Genomic DNA, 16779 nt, shown 5'->3' with positions numbered 1-16779 from the left:
ATGAACCGGGACTACGTCACCTACGCGCTGCGCCGCGCCGGGCAGTCGCTCGTCGTGGTGGCCCTCGCCTACGTGTTCACCTTCGTCGTGATCAGCGTCCTGCCGGGCGACCCGGTCACGACGACGCTGCGCAACCCCGAGAACGGGTTCACCGAGGAGGAGATCGCGCGGATCGTGGCCTACTACGGCCTCGACCGTCCGATCCCCGTCCAGCTGTGGGAGGCGGCGTCCCGGTTCGTGGTCGGCGACCTCGGCCTGTCGCTCCGGTCGAACCTCCCGGTGTCCGGGATGGTGGCCGAGGCGCTGCCCTCCACCCTCGCGCTCGCCGCGTCGGCGCTGACGATCGCGGTCGTGATCGCCTTCGGCGTCGCGTTCGGCGTGCACCGGCTGCCCGCCCCGTACAGCTCGATCCTGCGGTCGGTGCCCGCGCTGTCGCTGTCGGCGCCGACCTTCCTGGCCGGGCTGCTGCTGATCCAGCTGTTCTCCTTCCGGCTCGGCTGGTTCCGGGCGATCGACGCCGACTCCGCCGTCGCGACCTTCTTCGCGGCGCTCACCCTGGGGATCTGGGTGTCCGCCCAGATCGCCGAGGTGCTCATCGCCAACCTCGACCACGAGGCCGACCAGGAGTACGTCGCGGTGGCCCGCTCGCGGGGGCTCACCCGGGGCCGGCTGCTGCTGCGGCACCTGCTCCGGCCGTCGTCGCTGCCGGTGGTGACGGTGTTCGCGCTGATGGTCGGGGAGGTCCTCGGCGGCGCCGTGATCGTCGAGGCGGTCTTCGGGCGGACCGGGCTCGGCAGCCTGGTCGAACGCTCGGTCGCGATGCAGGACCTGCCCGTGCTACAGGCGGTGGTCACCCTCGCCGCCGTCGTGTTCGTCGTCGTCAACCTCGTGGCCGACCTGGTGTACCCGCTGCTCGACCCGCGGGTGCGTCCGGTGACCCGGCAGGAAACAGGAGTGGCCGCATGACCGTCTCCGCCGTCACCCGCGCCGGCGGGACGCCCGACCCGGGCGCCCGCGCCGGAGGAACCCGCCGCCGGCCGCCGCCGACGGTGCTGGTCTCGTTCGTCGTCGTCGCGCTGGTGCTGGCCTGGGCGGTCGCGCCGGGGCTGTTCACCGGCCAGGACCCGGTCGACGGGATCCCGTCGGAGCTGTTCCGCCCGCCCGGCGCCGGGCACCTGCTCGGCACCGACCAGCTGGGGCGCGACGTGTTCGCCCGGATCGTGCACGGCACCGCGTCCTCGGTGACCAGCGCGCTCGTCGCGGTCGCGATCGGCGTCCTGGTGGGCGGCACGATCGGGCTGCTCGCCGGGTTCCTCGGCGGCGTCGTCGACGTCGTGCTCGCCCGTCTCGTCGACGTCCTGCTCGCCATCCCCGGCTTCCTGCTGGCGGTGGTGATCGTCAGCGCGCTCGGCTTCCAGACCATCAACGCCGCCGTCGCCACCGGCATCTCCGCGGTCGCGGTGTTCGCCAGGGTGATGCGCTCGGAGGTGCTCAAGACCCGCTCGGCCGTCTACGTCGAGGCCGCGCTGCTGCTCGGCGGATCCCGGTGGCACGTGCTGTTGCGCCACGTCCTGCCCAATGCCTCGCGCTCGGTGCTGCAGCTCGCCGTCCTGCAGTTCGGGCTGTCCGTGCTGGTCATCGCCAGCCTCGCGTTCCTCGGCTACGGCGACCCGCCGCCCGCCTCGGACTGGGGGCTGCTCGTCGCGACCGGCAAGGACTACCCGCTGGCGCCCTGGCTCGTCTGGGCGCCGGCACTCGTCACGATCGTCACCGTCCTCTCCGTGAACAGGATCAGCCGATGGCTCCGCACGACCGACTGACCGGCACCGTCCTCGACCCCGCCATCGCCGCGGAGCCCGCGGGCCGGCCCGTCGCGCCGCTGCTGCGCGTGTCGGACCTGACCGTGCACTACGGCCACCGCCGCGTCGTGTCCGGTGTGGACCTGTCCCTGGCCGCGGGCGGTGCGCTCGCGGTGATCGGCGAGTCCGGGTCGGGCAAGTCCACGATCGCCCGCTCACTGCTGCGGCTGCTGCCCAGAGGTGGGCGGGCCACGGGCCGGGTGGAGGTCGACGGCCGCGAGGTGCTGGGTCTGTCCGAGCGCGCGTTCCGGCCGCTGCGCGGACGCACCCTCGGGTTCGTCCCGCAGGACCCTGCCAGCTCGTTGAACCCGGTCCGCACCATCGGGTCGCAGGCGCTGGAGGCGGCCTCGCTCGTCGCGGGCGTCGACGCGGTGGACCGGCGCGCCCTGGTCCTCGACACCCTGGAGCGGGTCGGGCTGCCCGACCCGGTCCGGGTCTACGGTGCCTACCCGCACCAGCTCTCCGGCGGGATGCTGCAACGCGTCCTGATCGGGCTCGCGGTGCTGCCGCGGCCGTCGCTGCTGGTCGCCGACGAGCCGACCTCGGCGCTCGACGTGACCGTGCAGCGCCGGATCCTGGACCTGCTGACCGGGCTGCGCACCGAGCTCGGCATCGGGCTGCTGCTGATCACCCACGACCTGGCCGTCGCCGCGGAGCGGGCCGACGACCTGCTCGTGCTCCGGGACGGCACCGTCCAGGAGACCGGACCGACCCGGCAGGTGTCGCAGCACCCGGCGTCGGAGTACGCGCGCAGGCTGCACGCCGACGTGCCCGCGCTGAACCCGGACCGCTGGGCCGCGCTGCGCGCCGTCGGGCAGGCGCGGTCCGGCGCGGAGGCGCGGATCGAGCTCGACGGCGTCGCGAAGACCTTCTCCGGTGGTGTCGTCGCCGCCGACGACGTGTCGTTCCGCGTGCCGTCGGGCACCACGCACGCGCTGGTCGGCGAGTCCGGGTCGGGCAAGACGACCGCGGTCCGGATGCTGCTCGGTCTGGAGCGCCCCGACGCCGGACGGATCGTCGTCGCCGGCCGGGAGCTGCGTGGCCGGTCGCGTGCCGAGCTGCGCGACATCCGCCGCCACCTGCAGCTCGTCTACCAGAACCCGTTCACCTCGCTGGACCCGCGCTGGAAGGTCGGACGGCTGGTCCGTGAGCCGCTGGACCGGTTCCGGGTCGGCGACCGCGGCGAGCGGGCCGCACTGGTACGGGCCGCCGTCGCCTCGGTCGGGCTGGCCGAGGAGCTCCTCGACCGACGCCCGGCGGCGCTGTCGGGCGGCCAGCGCCAGCGGGTCGCGCTCGCCCGCGCACTGGTGCTGCGACCGGACGTGATCGTGCTCGACGAGCCGACCTCGGCGCTCGACGTGACGGTGCAGGCCGGCATCGTGGAGACCCTGCTGCGGCTGCAGGCGGAGCTGGGGCTGACCTACGTGTTCGTCTCGCACGACCTCTCCCTGGTCCGCCAGCTCGCGCACACCGTGTCCGTGCTACGGGCCGGGCGGGTCGTGGAGTCCGGGCCGGTCGCGTCGATCTTCGACTGCCCGCGCGAGGAGTACACCCGTACGCTGCTCGCCTCGCTGCCCGGCTCCACGAGGGCCGCCGCGTGAGCGCCCCGGCCACGGCGTCCACCGCTCCGGCCGGCGGGCCCCGCCCGGTCACCGCGCTCGGCTTCAACACCCGGGTCTCCTGGTCCGACGACCGCGGTCCGGCCGCCGGGCTCGCCGACGGCGTCGCCCTCTACCAGGCCGCCGAGGACCTCGGCTACGACACCGGATGGGCCTACCAGCGCCACTTCGACCACTACCTGTCCTCGCCGCTGCCGTTCTTCGCCGCCGTCGGGCAGCACACCGCGCGGATCCGCCTCGGCTCCGCGGTGCTCCCGATGCGCTACCAGGACCCGGTGCTGCTCGCCGAGGCCGCGGCGACCACCGACCTGCTCGTCGGCGGCCGCCTGGAGCTGGCGCTCGCGACCGGGGCGCAGGCGCCGTGGGACGCGGTGTTCGGCGGCGTCGACACCGACCCGCGTACCGAGGCGCTGCGCCGGCTGGACCGGTTCCTCGCCGGGGTGTCCGGCGAGCCGCTGCACGTCGTCGACGGGCCGGGGCAGGGCGCCCCGGTCGGTACCCCGATCCGGGTCACCCCGCACAGCCCCGGACTGCGCGCCCGGCTGCGGATCGGCGCGGCGAGCACCGACTCCGCACGGCGGGCCGCCCGCCTCGGGCTCGGTCTGATCACCGGGACCGTGCTGCACGGGCTCGCCGACGGGGAGACCTTCGCGCAGTACCAGGCCCGGGTGATCGCGGCCTACCGCGACACCTGGCACGACGTGCACGGCAGCCCCCCGCCGCCGGTGGCCGTCGCCGCGTCGATCCTGCCCGGCACCACCGCGGCGCTGCGCGCGACCTACGCCGCCTACGACCACCAGCGCCGCACCGAGGGGATGGCGGCCTCGCGCCCGCACGGCGCCCTGGAACCGGTGGTCGGCCCGCGGCTCCCGGCCGGGCAGCGGATCAGCCCGGTGCACCACGGCACCCCCGACGAGGTCGCCGCCTCGGTGCTCGCCGACCCGGGGATCGCCGCCGCCGACGAGGTCGTGCTGTTCCTGCCGCCGGGCTTCGGGCCGGAGGCGAACGTCCGGCTGCTCACCGACCTCGCCGCCGTCGCGCCGGCCTGGGGCTGGTCACCCGCCTGACCCTGCGCGGCCGGCTCACACCGGGGGCCGGTGCACCCCCACCGGGCGCACCGGCCCGTCGTGGCGGGTCAGCTCGACGGCCGTGTGCTGGCCGGTGCAGCCCTGGGCCAGCGGTGAGGTGCCGACGTCGCGGGTCAGCACGTTCGGGTTGCCGTGCACGCAGAGCGGCCGCTCCGCCGTCGGGTCCAGCGGGTCGAACCAGGCCCCGGTCGGCAGCTGCACCACCCCGGCCCGGACGTCGTCGGTGACCCGGGCCGCCGCCAGGCAGGCGCCGCGGTCGTTGTGCAGCCGGACCAGGTCGCCGTCGGCGATGCCGCGGGCCGCGGCGTCGTCCGGGTGCACCGCCGCGACCTCCCGGCCGTCGACCTTGTGGGCGGCGCTGTGCGCGCCGAAGTCGAGCTGGGAGTGCAGTCGGGTCGCCGGCTGGTTCGCCACCAGCCACAGCGGGTGCCGCGCGGTCGGCGCGTCGGTCGGCGCCCGCCACACCGGGTGGCCAGGGGCGTCGGCGTAGCCGAACGCGGCGACGGTCGCGGAGTGCAGCTCGATCCGGCCCGACGGTGTCGGCAGCGGATGCCGGTCGGGGTCGGCGCGGAACGCGGCGAGCACGCCGCCGTCGTCGGGGCGGGTCGGCAGCGTGAGCTCCCCGGCGGCGCGGAATCCGGCGTAGGACGGTGCGGGCAGACCGCGGGCCGCCAGGTCGGCGCGGGTCACCTCGTAGAGGTGGGCGAGCCAGCCGTCGACGTCGCGGCCACCGGTGAACGCCGCGCCCGCTCCGAGCCGGTCCGCGAGCGCCGAGAGGATCGCGTGGTCGTCGCGGGCCTCGCCGGGCGGGTCGGCGAGCCGGTGCATCGCGGTCATCACCGGGTCGTGGCGGCTCGCGCCGATGTCGTCGCGCTCGATCGTCCAGGTCGTGGGGAGCACGACGTCGGCGTGCCGGGCGGTCGCGGTCCACGCCGGTTCGTGCACGACGAAGGTGTCGAGCCGGGCGAGGGCGCGACGCAGCCGCCCGAGGTCCTGGTGGTGGTGGAACGGGTTGCCGCCCGCCCAGTACGCGAGCCGGACGTGCGGGTAACGGGCGCGGCGGCCGTCGTGGTCGTAGAGCTCGCCCGGATGCAGCAGCATGTCCGCGACCCGGGCGACCGGGATCGCCGCGTCGACGCCGTTCACGCCCTGGGGCAGCGCCCCGACCGCGACGTCGACCCGCGGCCTGCCGTAGTGCCCGATCGAGCCCAGCCCGTAGCAGAACCCGGCGCCCGGCAGCCCGATCCGACCCAGTGCCGCGGTGAGCACGACGCCCGCCCACACCGGCTGCTCGCCGAACTCGGCGCGCTGCAGCGACTGCGCGACGGTGACCAGCGTCCGTCCGGCCGCCGCGCGCCGCGCGAGGTCGCGGATCTCCCCGGCCGCCACCCCGGTGATCCCCGACGCCCACACCGCGCTCTTGACGACGCCGTCGTCGCGGCCGAGCAGGTATCCGGCGACCCGGTCCCAGCCGACGCAGTACCGGTCCAGGAACGCCCGGTCGTGCCGGTCCTCGTCGAGCAGGGTGTGCAGGAGCCCGAGCATCAGCGCGGTGTCGGTGCCCGGTGGCAGCGACAGCCACCGCGGTCGCGCCTCGGGCGGCAGGTCCGAGCGCAGCGGCCCGATGTTCACCAGGTGCGCGCCGCGCGCGGCCGCCGCGGCCAGCGCGTCGCGCTCCACGTGCGCGCTGATCCCGCCCGCCCCGACCGTGGAGTTCTTCAGGTTCATCCCGCCGAAGGCGAGCACCGTGTCGGTGTGCGTGGCCACCTGGTCCCAGGTCACCAGGCCCTTGGGGACGACGTCGGTGGGTCCCAGCACGTGGCGCAGCACCGTCTCCGCGGCGGCCGCGCTGTAGGTGCCGACCGAGCGCACGTACCCGCCGAGCGCCACGTCGAGGAAGCGGTGCACCTGGCTCTGCGCGTGGTGGAAACGGCCCGCGCTGGCCCAGCCGTAGCTGCCGCCGTAGACGGCCTGCGGGCCGTGCGTGTCACGGACCCTGACCAGCTCGGCGGCGAGCCGGTCGAGCACCTCGTCCCAGCCGACCTCGACCCAGCGGTCGGCGCCGCGCCGCGCGTCCGGGCCGGGGCCGTCGGTCCACCACCCGAGCCGCACCGCAGGCCGCCGCACCCGCGCCGGGTGGTCGACGGCGGAGGCGACGTTGCCGAGCAACGGCGACGGGTCGGGGTCGCCGGGCCGGGGGAACACGGCGAGCCCCGTCCCCGACGGCACCGCCCGGAACGACCCCCAGTGCGAGCTGTGGTGGCGGGCGGAGGGCGGGGGAGCGGGGGCGGCCACGTTCGCGAGTCAAGGCGTCCGGGGGCGGCGGTGTCCAACGACGATCCGCCATCGGCGTCGATCGTCTCCCGTGATCGGTCCCGGTCGCGGTGCGGGGGCCGCCCGCCGTCGGGGCACTAGGGTGGGCCGGTGTCGAGACCGGACCCGAGGACCTCCCGATGACCGGACGTGCACCCGGTGGCGCCTCCCGTGGCGGCGAGATCCAGTCCGTGGCCCGGGCGGCCTCGGTGCTCGGCATCGTCGTCGACAGCGACGGCGGTCTCACGACGACCGAGATCGCCAAGATCACCGGGATGACCGTGTCGACGGTGCACCGGCTGGCGCACACCCTGGTGTCGGGCAACCTGCTGTGCCGCGACGCGGCATCCGACCGGTTCCTGCCCGGCCCGCTGCTGCTGCGGCTGGCCCGCAAGTCGCTCGGCTCCTCCGGGGTCCCCGAGGCGGCGGACGTGCTGAAGGAGCTCGCGGACCGCACGGGTGAGACCGCGAGCATCGGCATGCGCCGTGGCGACGACGTGCTCGTGGTGCTGTCGGTGCCCTCGACCCGGGCGCTGCGCTACACCGGGCAGCCGGGGCGCCGGGTCCCGCTGCTGGACTCGGCGATCGGGCACGCCGTCGTCGCGTTCGGGACCGACCCGCTCGACGAGGCCGCTGCGCTGCTCACCCGCTCCGGGCACCGTTCGCCGGAGTCGTGGCTCGCCGAGACCGACCTGCTCGCCACCCAGTTCCGCGGCTACGCCGTGCTCGACGACCCGCACGACGACGCCCTGCGCGCGGTCGCGGCGCCGCTCGTCGGCCCCGGCGAGGTCGTGCGGATGGGGGTGGAGGTCCAGGGTCCGGTGAGCCGGCTGCCCGACGGCTCCCTCGACGAGGTCGGCGCGCTGGTCCGGACCGCAGCGGACGCACTGGAGGGGCTGCCGGTGTCGATGGCGTTCGGGGAGTTCTGAGAGGGCGATCCCGAACCGGACGAATCTGGACACGTGTCCGTACATTGCGCACTGCGGAAGTGTGTCCCGCATCCTGCAAACTGCCTGTTGACGGGCCTGTCCGTCGCTTCCTACGGTGGTGTTCACCGCACCGGGAGGAGGACGCGTCGTGACCGCTGTGCGTGACGAGATCGTGGTGTCGCCGAACCACGTCGTGTTCGACCTCCCCGAGCTCGTCGCGGTCTCGGAGGGGCTCTTCACCGAGGCAGGCCTGTCGGTCCGCTTCGAGGACCCGGCCGACCGCTCCGCCGACGCGCGCCGCAACCCCGGTGTCCGGTACAAGGAGTCGCAGTTCGCCGCGGCCCGCGCCGACGTCTACAACGTCTGCGAGTGGGGCGGCATCGACCGTCTCGAGCGCGACGCCCGCGGCGGCCGGATCGGGCACCTGCGTGCCGCCGTCGTCGCCCAGGCGCTCGTCAGCCTCGACCCGGAGCTCAACGAGCCGCACGACCTCGCCGACGTCCCGGTCTCGATCAACGAGTACACCGGGTCCCACTACACCGCGTTGCACCTGCTGGAGGGCACCGTGCCCCGGCAGCGGATCGCACTGGTGCACGGGGGCCGGCCGGTCGACCGGCTCGACGCGCTGCTCGCCGGCCGGTCGCGGGCGACGATGCTGATGGAGCCGTTCCTGTCCGCGGCACTGGTCCACGGTGCGCACGTGCTGGGTACCTACACCTACCGCGGGTCCCAGGTGGTGGCCCCGCACCTGACCGCCGAGCAGCAGGCGGCCTACCGGGGCGCGGTGAACAGTGCCGTCGACCTGATCAACGCCGACCGTGCCCGGTGGGCTCCGCTGGTCGCAGCCGAGGCCGGCGACCGGCTCGACCCGGCCGACCTGCGGTCCGACCACTACCGCTACACCCACATCGTCCCGTTCACCGAGCAGCGGTTCACCGAGACCTACGCCTGGATGCGGTCCTGGCGGCTCACCGACGGCCGCTCCGGCTACGAGACGCTGCAGGCACTGCGATGACCGGCGCCCGCACGCGGCTGCTCACCAGCCGCCGGCACATCGACCTCTGCCGGATCAACGGTGGGACGTGTCCGGGCCCGTCGGCCCGCTGACCCACCGGCCTTCTCATCCCGCCGGGCCCCACGGCCCGTTCCCATCCGGCCGCGCTCCGCGCGACGCCGGTCCTCGTCGCGCCCGCGCGCGGACTCCTCCCCGGACACGGAGACCCACCCATGCCCGAACATCCCCTGACCACCGACCGGCGCACCGTTCTGCGCGCCGTCCTCCTCGGCGCCGCCGGCCTCGCCGCCACACCTCTGCTCGCCGCCTGCGGTGGTGCGGCAGGCGGGCGGGCCGGCGCCCGGGTCGAGGACTCCGGCGCGGGCACCGCGAGCTCGGTGATCCGGCCGATCGCCGAGCAGAACGGCCTGCTCGAGGGGCTCGACCTCAGCTACGTCTCGGGCACCGGTCCGGGGGACGTGCAGAACAAGCTGCTCTCCGGCGCGCTCGACGTCGCGAGCTTCGGCCCGCTGGGAGCGGTCGTCGCAGCCGAGGCGGGGTCGGACGTCGTGCTGTTCTCACCCAATCTCACCAACCACGTCCGCTGGCTGGTCCCGGAGAACAGCCCGTACCGGACGCCGGCCGACCTCCGGGGCAAGCGGGTCGCGACGCCGCCGAACAACAGCGACGCGTTCCGCTCCACCCAGCTCGCGGCCGCGGTGAACGGGACCGACCTGAACGCCGAGTACGAGCTGTTCCCCGGCGCCGTACTGGCCGGGCTGGCCCTGTTCGACCGCGGCGACGTCGACGCGATCGTCACCATCGAGCCCAACGCGACACGGCTGGTCGGGCGGGGTGCCCGCCAGATCGCCACCGTCGGTGAGCAGTGGGCGCAGGGCACCGGCGAGGACCCGGCGTCGCTGATCCTCAACGGGCAGGGCACCGTCCGTGCCTTCCTGGACCGCGACCCGGTCGCCGCCCGCGCGGTCGCCGACCTGCGGGTGCGCGCCCACGAGATCATCCGTGAGCGACCCGCGGTCCTGACCGACCTGCACGAGGTCTACGGCATCCCGGCCACGGAGCGGGCCGCGATCGCCCTGTTGCCCGAACGGATGCGGGACGTCTACCCGGTCGAGTGGGGGGCGCCCGCGTTCGCGAACCTGCAACGCCAGGTCAAGGTCGCCCGGCAGGTCGGCCTGGTGAAGGCCGTGCCCGCTCAGCTGCCCTGGACCGAGCTGGGGGCGGCATGAGCACCGGTACGGACCCCGGCACGGCCGCGCCGACGGCCCCGGCACCGCCCGGCCCCGGCTCATCGCCCGGCGCCGGGTCCGGTCGCCGACCGGCGGACACCGGAGCGTCCGCGGGCGGGGGGCGGACGGTGCTGCGGGCGGTGGGCCCGGCCGCGGCGTTCCTGGTCCTCGCCGCCGCGGGGTGGCAGCTCATGGCCGTGCTAGTCGACTCCGTGCTGGTCCCGGGCGTCGGGGACATCGCGGGTGAGCTCGTCGGCATCGTCGTCGACGGCGATCTCGTCACCCAGCTCGGCATCACGGTGCTGCGGGTGGCGCTCGGTTTCGCACTGGCCTTCGTCGTCGCCGTCGCGGTGGGGATCGCGATGGGGCGCAACGCCGTCGCGCGCCGGTTCTGCGAGCCCGCGGTGCTGCTCGGCCTGACCATTCCGGGGCTGGTGTGGGCGCTGCTGTGCGTGATCTGGTTCGGCGTCGGTCTGGCCAACCCGGTGATCGCGGTGGCTCTGGCCTCGGCGCCCGCGCTCGTCCTGACGATCTACCAGGGCGTGCGCTCGGTCGACCCGGACCTGCTGGAGATGGCGCACGTCTACCGGTTCTCCCGCCGCACGCGGCTGCGCCGGCTGTGGTTGCCCGCGCTCGCGCCGTCGCTGTTCGCCGGTGCCCGGCTGGGCCTGTCGCTCGGCTGGAAGGTGATCGTGCTCGTGGAGGTCTTCGGGATGTCGAGCGGGGTGGGCTACCAGCTCAACAACGCCTTCGCCGGGCAGAACGTCGCCGCCGTCCTGGCGTGGACGCTGCTGTTCGCCGTCGTCATGGCGGTGCTGGAGTACGGCGTGCTGCAGGGCCTGGAGCGGCGCGCCGGCCGCTGGCGCAGAGCGGTGACGGTGTGAGCGCCCCGGCCACCACCCGGATCCGGCTCGACGGTGTCGGGAAGACCTTCGTCGACGTCCGCACCGGCACGCCGCAGACCGTCCTGGAGGACTTCTCGCTGACCGTCGAGGAAGGTGAGCTCGTCGCGTTGGTCGGCGCCTCGGGGACCGGCAAGACGACCCTGCTGCACGTGGTCGCCGGGCTGACCGTGCCCGACCGCGGCACCGTCGAGATCGGACGGCCCCGCCTCGGGGTGGTGTTCCAGCAGCCGCGTCTGCTGGACTGGCTCCCGGTCCGGCAGAACGTGGTCCTCGCGCTGGAGGCCGCGGGCCTGGAACCGGGCGCCGCGGACGCGGTGCTCGAGGCGGTGGGGCTCGCCGAGTACGCCGGGTCCTATCCGAGCGTGCTGTCCGGCGGTCAACGTCAGCGGGTCGCAGTGGCACGGGCGTTCGCGGTCGAGCCCGACCTCGTGCTGCTCGACGAACCGTTCAGCGCGCTGGACGAGCTGACCGCCCGCAAGCTGCGGCTGCTGCTGCAGGAGCTGTGGATGCGCCGTCCCCGCACGGGCCTGCTCGTCACCCACAACCCGCTGGAGGCGGCCCTGCTCGCCGACCGCGTCATCGTCCTGGCCGGGCGCCCGGCCCGGATCGCCGCGGAGCACCACGTCGACCGGGCCCGGCCCCGCTCGGCGGAGGACCCGCACCTGTTCGACCTGCACACCCGCATCGTCGCCGCGCTCGCCTGAGCGCGCATCCGACACCGCTCTCGCCCGAGCGCGGTGCGCCCGAACGGAAGGGAACGACCTCATGACCGAGCGTCCGAAGGTCACCATGGAGCTGCTGTCCCTGGTGTTCTCACTGCCCCAGCTCGTCGCCCAGGACGAGGGCTACTTCGCCGACGAGGGGGTCGACGTCGAGTTCGTCACCAAGGCCTACGCGAACGCCGGGCTCTCCCCGCTGGAGGACCACGAGCTCCTCAGCGCGTTCGGCGCCACCAAGTCACACTTCGAGAGCGGTGAGGCGTCGCTGTACCGGGCCTGCGAGTGGGGACAGGTGCGCCGGGCCCAGGACACCGCCGTCGGTGGGCGGGTCGTCTCGAAGCGGGCGGCCGTGAACGGTCAGGCGATCATGGTCGGAGGGGACCACCCGGCGACCCACCCGCAGGACCTCGCGGGGGTCACGGTGGCGGTGAACTTCCACCACGGCTCGCACTACGTCGCGCTGCAGACCCTGGAGGGCTTCCTGCCGCGGGAGGAGATCTCGGTCGCGCACTACGGTGGCCCGCAGGTCCGTTTCGAGGCGCTGCGCGACGGCACCGTGGAGGCCGCCGCCCTGATGGAGCCGTGGATCACCCTGGCCGAGAAGCAGGGTTACAAGGTACTGGCCGAGGCGTTCTACGTCGGTGCCGAGATCGCGAGCCCCCAGGTCGACGAGGACACCTACGCCCGGGTGAACCGCGCCGTCGTGCGGGCGGTGGCGGCGATCAACGCCGACCCGCGCCCGTACCTGCACCACCTGACCGGCGAGATCCCGGCCGAGCTGGGGACCGTGGAGCCGCACGAGATCCCGCTGGGCCGGCTGCGCTACGTCGACCCGGCGCCGTACCCGCAGGCGCAGTTCCAGCGCACCTACGACTGGATGGTGTCCTGGGGCCTGATCGAGCCGGACCGCACCTACGAGGGCCTGGTCAAGAACCTCGTGGAGGTCTGAGACGGGTGACCACCCCGCTGCGGCCACGTCCGGGTGTCCGGGCGTGGCCGCTCTACGTCGGCGGCTTCCTGGGCCCGTACGCCAGCACGATGGTCACGCCGATGGTGCACGAGGTCGCGACCGGCCTGGCCGGCACACCCGAGGTGACGGCCGCGGCCGTCACCGCCTACATGCTCCCGTTCGCCGCGGTGATGCTGGTGTCGGGGACCCTCGCCGAACGCTGGGGTCGCGCCCGCACCATGCAGGTGTCGCTGGTGGCGTTCGTGGGTGCCTGCGTGTGCTGCGTGCTGGCCCCGACCGTCGAGTGGTTCCTCGCCGCCCGCGCGCTGCAGGGGGTCACGAACGCGTTCACCACACCGCTGCTGGTCGCCGCGATCACCGACCTGGTCCCGCGGGCCGGGCTCGGCCGGGCGCTGGGCTTCTTCGCCGGGATGCAGGCCGCCGGGCAGGCGGCGAGCCCGCTGGTGTCCGGGCCGTCGGCGGCGCTGGACTGGCGGCTGGCATTCGTGTTCCCGGCCGTGGTCGCGGTGGTCCTGGCGGTGTTCCCGCCGACGATGACGGCCGGACCCCGCCCCGCCGGGCCACCGCCGGTACGTGCGCTGCTGAACCGGAACCTGGCGCTGGCCTGTGGGCTGTCGTTCCTCTGCTACCTGGCGGCCGTGGGGCTGACGGTGCTGTCAATCCTGCGCGCCGAGGCCGACTTCGGGCTCGGGCCGTGGCAGCGCGGCCTGCTCGCGGCCGCGTTCGGTGTGGCCGGTCTGCTGGCCGCGCCGCTGCTGGGCCGGCGGCTGGACACGCTGGGACCGCGCCGGACCGGGGTGCTGATGAACCTCCTGCTGGCGGCCGGGCTGCTCCTCGCCGCGCTCGGGCCGACGGTGTGGCTGCTCGGGCTGGGCATTGCCGCGGTCGGCGCCGCGGTCACCGGTCTGCGCACGACGGTCAACGCCGTGGCGGCGACGAGCACCGTCGGCAACCGGGCGGGGGCGGCGTCACTGGCGCTGTCGGCCCAGTTCTTCGGCGGCGCGCTGGCGCCGCCGGTGTGGGTGCCGCTGTACGCCCACGCCGGGGCCGCGGGGTTCGCCGCCACCGCCGTCGCACCGGTGCTGGCGCTGGCGCTGCTGGCCGCGGTGCGGGTCAGGTCCAGCGGCGCAGCAGCGCCCGCTCGGCCAGACCGAGCAGCGCGTCGGTGAGCTTCCCCAGCACCGCGAGGAGCACGATCGCCAGCAGGAGGATGTCGGTGCGCCCGGTGTTCTGGCTGTCGATCAGCAGGAACCCGAGCCCGATCGACGACGCGATCAGCTCCGCCGCGACCAGGAACAGCCAGCCCTGCGCGAGCCCGAGCCGCAGCCCGGCGAGCGCGGGCGGCGCGATCGCCGGCAGCTGCACCTGCAGGAACAGTCGCAGGCCCGAGCGTCCGTAGGCGCGGCCGACCTCGACGAGCCGGTGGTCGACGTGGTCGAGTGCGGCCGCGACCGTCGTGTAGACGGGGAAGAACGCCCCGATCGCCACGAGAGTGATCTTCGGGGTCTCGCCGATGCCGAGCCACAGGAGCAGCAGCGGCACCCAGGCCAGCGAGGGCACCGCACGCAGCGCCTGCACGGTGGGGGCGAGGAGGGACCGCGCCCGGGAGGAGAGCCCGACGAGCCCACCCAGCAGCAGGCCCGCCCCTGCACCCGCGCCGAAGCCGAGCAGCACCCGCTGCACGCTGATCGCGACGTGCTGCCACAGCTCGCCGCGTCCGGCGAGCTCACCGAGTGCGGCGGCGACGTCGAGCGGGGCGGGCAGCTGCGCGGGAGAGAACCGTCCGGACGCCGCGAGCAGGTGCCAGCCGAGGACCAGCAGGACCGGCAGCACGAGGCCGGCGGCGGCGCCGGTGAGCAGCCTGCGACGCGTCGGCCGGTCCGGGGCGGCCGGTCCCGGCGTCGCCGGAGCCGGTGTGGGGCGGGTGCCCCTGGTCCCGGTGACGGTCACGGCCGGCTCCCGTCCGACCGGGTGCCGGCGGCCTGCTCGGCGAAACGTGGCTCGAACAGGGTGTCCAGCGCGGTGCGGGCGTCGCTCTCGGAGCGGACCAGGTTCTCCGACACCAGGATCGGCAGCAGTCGCTCCAGCACCGCCCGCTGGTCGGGGCCGGGGACCGGGTCGATGTCGAGCCGGGTGCGCTCGGTGAGCTGCTTGCGGGCGACGGCCGGGTCGATGGACGCGGCCCGGGCCAGCGTCGCCACGGCCTCGTCGGGGTTCTCGGCGATCCAGGCCCGCGCCCGCTCGTAGGCCCGCACGACGACGGCCGCGGTGTCCGGGTCGCGTTCCAGGAACGACTCGGTGGCGTTGAGCAGCCCGTAGGAGTTGAAGTCGAGGTTGCGGTAGACCAGCCGCGACCCCACGGAGAGCTCGGACTGCGCCATGAACGGGTCGAGACCGGCCCAGGCGTCGACGTCGCCCCGCTCCAGCGCGGTGCGCCCGTCGGAGTGCTGCAGGTTCACGATCTCGACGTCGTCGCGGTCGAGCCCGGCCCGCGCGAGAGTCTGTACGAGGAAGAAGTACGGGTCGGTGCCCTGGGTGACGGCGACCTTGCGCCCGCGCAGCTGCGCCGGGTCGGTGATCGCCGAGCCGGCGGGCACCACGATCGCGGACCACTCGGGCCGGGAGTAGACGTCGATCGAGCGGATCGGGGACCCGTTGGCGCGGGCCAGCAGCGCCGGGGTGCCCGCCGTCGAGCCGACGTCGATCACCCCGGCCCGCAGGTTCTCGTTGGCCTTGTTCGACCCCTGCGAGAGCACCCACTCCACGTTGTCCCGGCCGAGCTCCTGCTCCAGCCAGCCCTGCTCGCGGATCACCAGGCTCTCGGGGTTGTAGTAGGCGTAGTCCAGCCGGACCGCGGCCGCTCCGCCTCCGGAGTCCCCGGCGACGGTGCCGTCGGCGTTCTCCCCGGCCGCGCAGCCGGCGAGCAGCAGCAGGGCGAGCAGGGCGGGCAGGACGGTGCGCAGCGGGCGCATGGTCGGTCTCCCGTTCATCGCTGGGTGGGGATGCGGCTGTGCTGGGCGGGGACGCCGAGGCGGGACAGCAGGTCCGCACGCAGCGCCGTCGCGGCGGGGTCGGAGCGGTCGCGGGGGCGTGGCGACGGCGGCCGCAGCGTGTGCACCACCGCGGCACCTCGGTCGGGGGCCGCCCGACCGAGGACGACGACCCGGTCGGCGAGGTGCAGGGCCTCGTCGACGTCGTGGGTCACGAGCAGCACGGTCGCCCCGGAGGCGCGCTGCAGGTCGTCGACCAGGTCCTGCATCCGCAGCCGGGTCAGTGCGTCGAGCGCGGCGAACGGCTCGTCGAGCAGCAGCACCCCGGGGGTGCGGACGAGCGCGCGGGCGAGCCCGGCCCGCTGGGCCATGCCGCCGGAGACGGCCCGTGGCCGGTACCCGGCGAACTCGGCGAGCCCCACCGCCTCCAGCGCGCGGGCGACGGCGTCGGCCCGCTCGTCACGGGGTGTGCGGTCGGGAAGCCCGAACGCGACGTTGTCGGCGAGGGTGCGCCAGGGCAGCAGCCGCGGCTCCTGGAAGACGACGGCGGCACGGCCCTGCACGCCGTCGACGCGCTCGTCGTCGACCCGGACCTCGCCTGCGGACGGGTGGTCGAGACCGGCGACGAGCCGCAGCAGGGTCGACTTGCCGCAGCCGGAGGCGCCCAGCAGGGCGACGACCTCACCGGCGGCGACGTCGAGGTCGACCTCGTCGAGCACGACGCGGCGGTCGGGACCGGAGCCGAAGGCGCGGTCGACGGCGGACAGGCGGACGGACGCGGGCGGCGCCCACGTGGTGGCGGTCTGCACGACGGGAGTCCTGTTCGGGCGCGACGGGGACGGACGGCGGTGGTCGCGTCAGGCCCGACAGGTCGCGCCGGCGAGGTACCCGAGGTCGAGCCAGATGCGGCCGACCAGCAGGTCGCCCACGCTCGGTCCGGGAAGTCGCACGCGGAGATCATACGAACGGGTGAACGAATTCGGAAAGCGATGGTGAGTTTCGTCGTCTCCGTACGAATCCGGTGCGCCGTCGTGTTAGGCGATCACTCGACGGAGTGGTCGGTCCGTCCGGGACGCCGCCGGCCCCTGGATCGGCCGCGAGCCGGAGGGCGACGACGACACCACGACGTCCGGCCCGGCTCGG

15 protein-coding genes are annotated in these 16779 nt (G+C 74.8%); 11 read left to right on the top strand and 4 right to left on the bottom strand.

Annotated features, from left to right (window positions below):
* Genes KPL60_RS16035 through KPL60_RS16020 form a run of 4 tightly spaced genes read left to right on the top strand, consistent with a single transcriptional unit; the run spans position 1 to position 4545 of the window.
* On the top strand, positions 1–966 hold the full coding sequence (locus KPL60_RS16035) for an ABC transporter permease (RefSeq protein ID WP_226357934.1): 966 nt from the start codon (positions 1–3) through the stop codon (positions 964–966).
* Entirely contained in the window at positions 963–1820 is an 858-nt protein-coding gene (locus KPL60_RS16030) for an ABC transporter permease (RefSeq protein ID WP_226357933.1), read from the top strand. The genes KPL60_RS16035 and KPL60_RS16030 overlap by 4 nt, the downstream gene beginning before the upstream one ends.
* Positions 1799–3460 (top strand): ABC transporter ATP-binding protein, encoded by a 1662-nt coding sequence (locus tag KPL60_RS16025; RefSeq protein WP_226366329.1) that lies wholly within the window; start codon positions 1799–1801, stop codon positions 3458–3460. The genes KPL60_RS16030 and KPL60_RS16025 overlap by 22 nt, the downstream gene beginning before the upstream one ends.
* Positions 3457–4545, top strand: a complete 1089-nt coding sequence (locus KPL60_RS16020) for an LLM class flavin-dependent oxidoreductase (RefSeq protein WP_226366328.1) — start codon at positions 3457–3459, stop codon at positions 4543–4545. Before KPL60_RS16025 ends, KPL60_RS16020 begins: the two co-directional genes overlap by 4 nt.
* 15 nt (positions 4546–4560) lie before the next feature.
* On the opposite strand, the gene KPL60_RS16015 is transcribed toward KPL60_RS16020, so the two are convergent.
* Complete coding sequence (locus KPL60_RS16015; RefSeq protein WP_226366327.1) at positions 4561–6861, bottom strand: molybdopterin-dependent oxidoreductase; 2301 nt, start codon at positions 6859–6861, stop codon at positions 4561–4563.
* Positions 6862–7019: 158 nt separating this feature from the next.
* Here KPL60_RS16015 and KPL60_RS16010 point away from each other — a divergent pair, with 158 nt between their 5' ends.
* The 7 genes from KPL60_RS16010 (at position 7020) to KPL60_RS15980 (ending at position 13815) form a co-directional block, all read left to right on the top strand.
* Positions 7020–7808, top strand: a complete 789-nt coding sequence (locus KPL60_RS16010) for an IclR family transcriptional regulator (RefSeq protein ID WP_226357929.1) — start codon at positions 7020–7022, stop codon at positions 7806–7808.
* A 148-nt stretch (positions 7809–7956) separates the two neighbouring features.
* Entirely contained in the window at positions 7957–8823 is an 867-nt protein-coding gene (locus KPL60_RS16005) for a nitrate ABC transporter substrate-binding protein (RefSeq protein WP_226357928.1), read from the top strand.
* Positions 8824–9035: 212 nt separating this feature from the next.
* Entirely contained in the window at positions 9036–10052 is a 1017-nt protein-coding gene (locus tag KPL60_RS16000; protein ID WP_226366326.1) for an ABC transporter substrate-binding protein, read from the top strand.
* Positions 10049–10936 carry an ABC transporter permease gene (locus tag KPL60_RS15995; RefSeq protein WP_226366325.1) on the top strand — a complete coding sequence of 296 codons (888 nt, stop codon included), beginning with the start codon at positions 10049–10051 and terminating at the stop codon, positions 10934–10936. The genes KPL60_RS16000 and KPL60_RS15995 overlap by 4 nt, the downstream gene beginning before the upstream one ends.
* Positions 10933–11661 (top strand): ABC transporter ATP-binding protein, encoded by a 729-nt coding sequence (locus tag KPL60_RS15990; protein ID WP_226366324.1) that lies wholly within the window; start codon positions 10933–10935, stop codon positions 11659–11661. The genes KPL60_RS15995 and KPL60_RS15990 overlap by 4 nt, the downstream gene beginning before the upstream one ends.
* A gap of 61 nt (positions 11662–11722) precedes the next feature.
* Entirely contained in the window at positions 11723–12625 is a 903-nt protein-coding gene (locus KPL60_RS15985) for an ABC transporter substrate-binding protein (RefSeq protein ID WP_226366323.1), read from the top strand.
* A 5-nt stretch (positions 12626–12630) separates the two neighbouring features.
* Positions 12631–13815, top strand: coding sequence for an MFS transporter (locus tag KPL60_RS15980; protein WP_226357923.1), 1185 nt, complete (start codon positions 12631–12633; stop codon positions 13813–13815).
* On the opposite strand, the gene KPL60_RS34700 is transcribed toward KPL60_RS15980, so the two are convergent.
* The 3 genes from KPL60_RS34700 to KPL60_RS15965 are packed head-to-tail and all read right to left on the bottom strand — an operon-like array spanning position 13760 to position 16445.
* Entirely contained in the window at positions 13760–14596 is an 837-nt protein-coding gene (locus tag KPL60_RS34700; protein ID WP_226357922.1) for an ABC transporter permease, read from the bottom strand. The two genes, KPL60_RS15980 and KPL60_RS34700, sit on opposite strands and share 56 nt — an antisense overlap.
* Complete coding sequence (locus KPL60_RS15970; RefSeq protein WP_226366322.1) at positions 14593–15618, bottom strand: aliphatic sulfonate ABC transporter substrate-binding protein; 1026 nt, start codon at positions 15616–15618, stop codon at positions 14593–14595. The genes KPL60_RS34700 and KPL60_RS15970 overlap by 4 nt, the downstream gene beginning before the upstream one ends.
* A 14-nt stretch (positions 15619–15632) precedes the next feature.
* Positions 15633–16445, bottom strand: coding sequence for an ABC transporter ATP-binding protein (locus tag KPL60_RS15965; RefSeq protein WP_374203911.1), 813 nt, complete (start codon positions 16443–16445; stop codon positions 15633–15635).
* Positions 16446–16779: the final 334 nt, after the last annotated feature.

This window comes from Pseudonocardia sp. ICBG162 (assembly GCF_020496225.1).
GTDB classification, from domain to species: domain Bacteria; phylum Actinomycetota; class Actinomycetes; order Mycobacteriales; family Pseudonocardiaceae; genus Pseudonocardia; species Pseudonocardia alni.
This window is presented reverse-complemented; position numbering and strand designations above follow the sequence as displayed.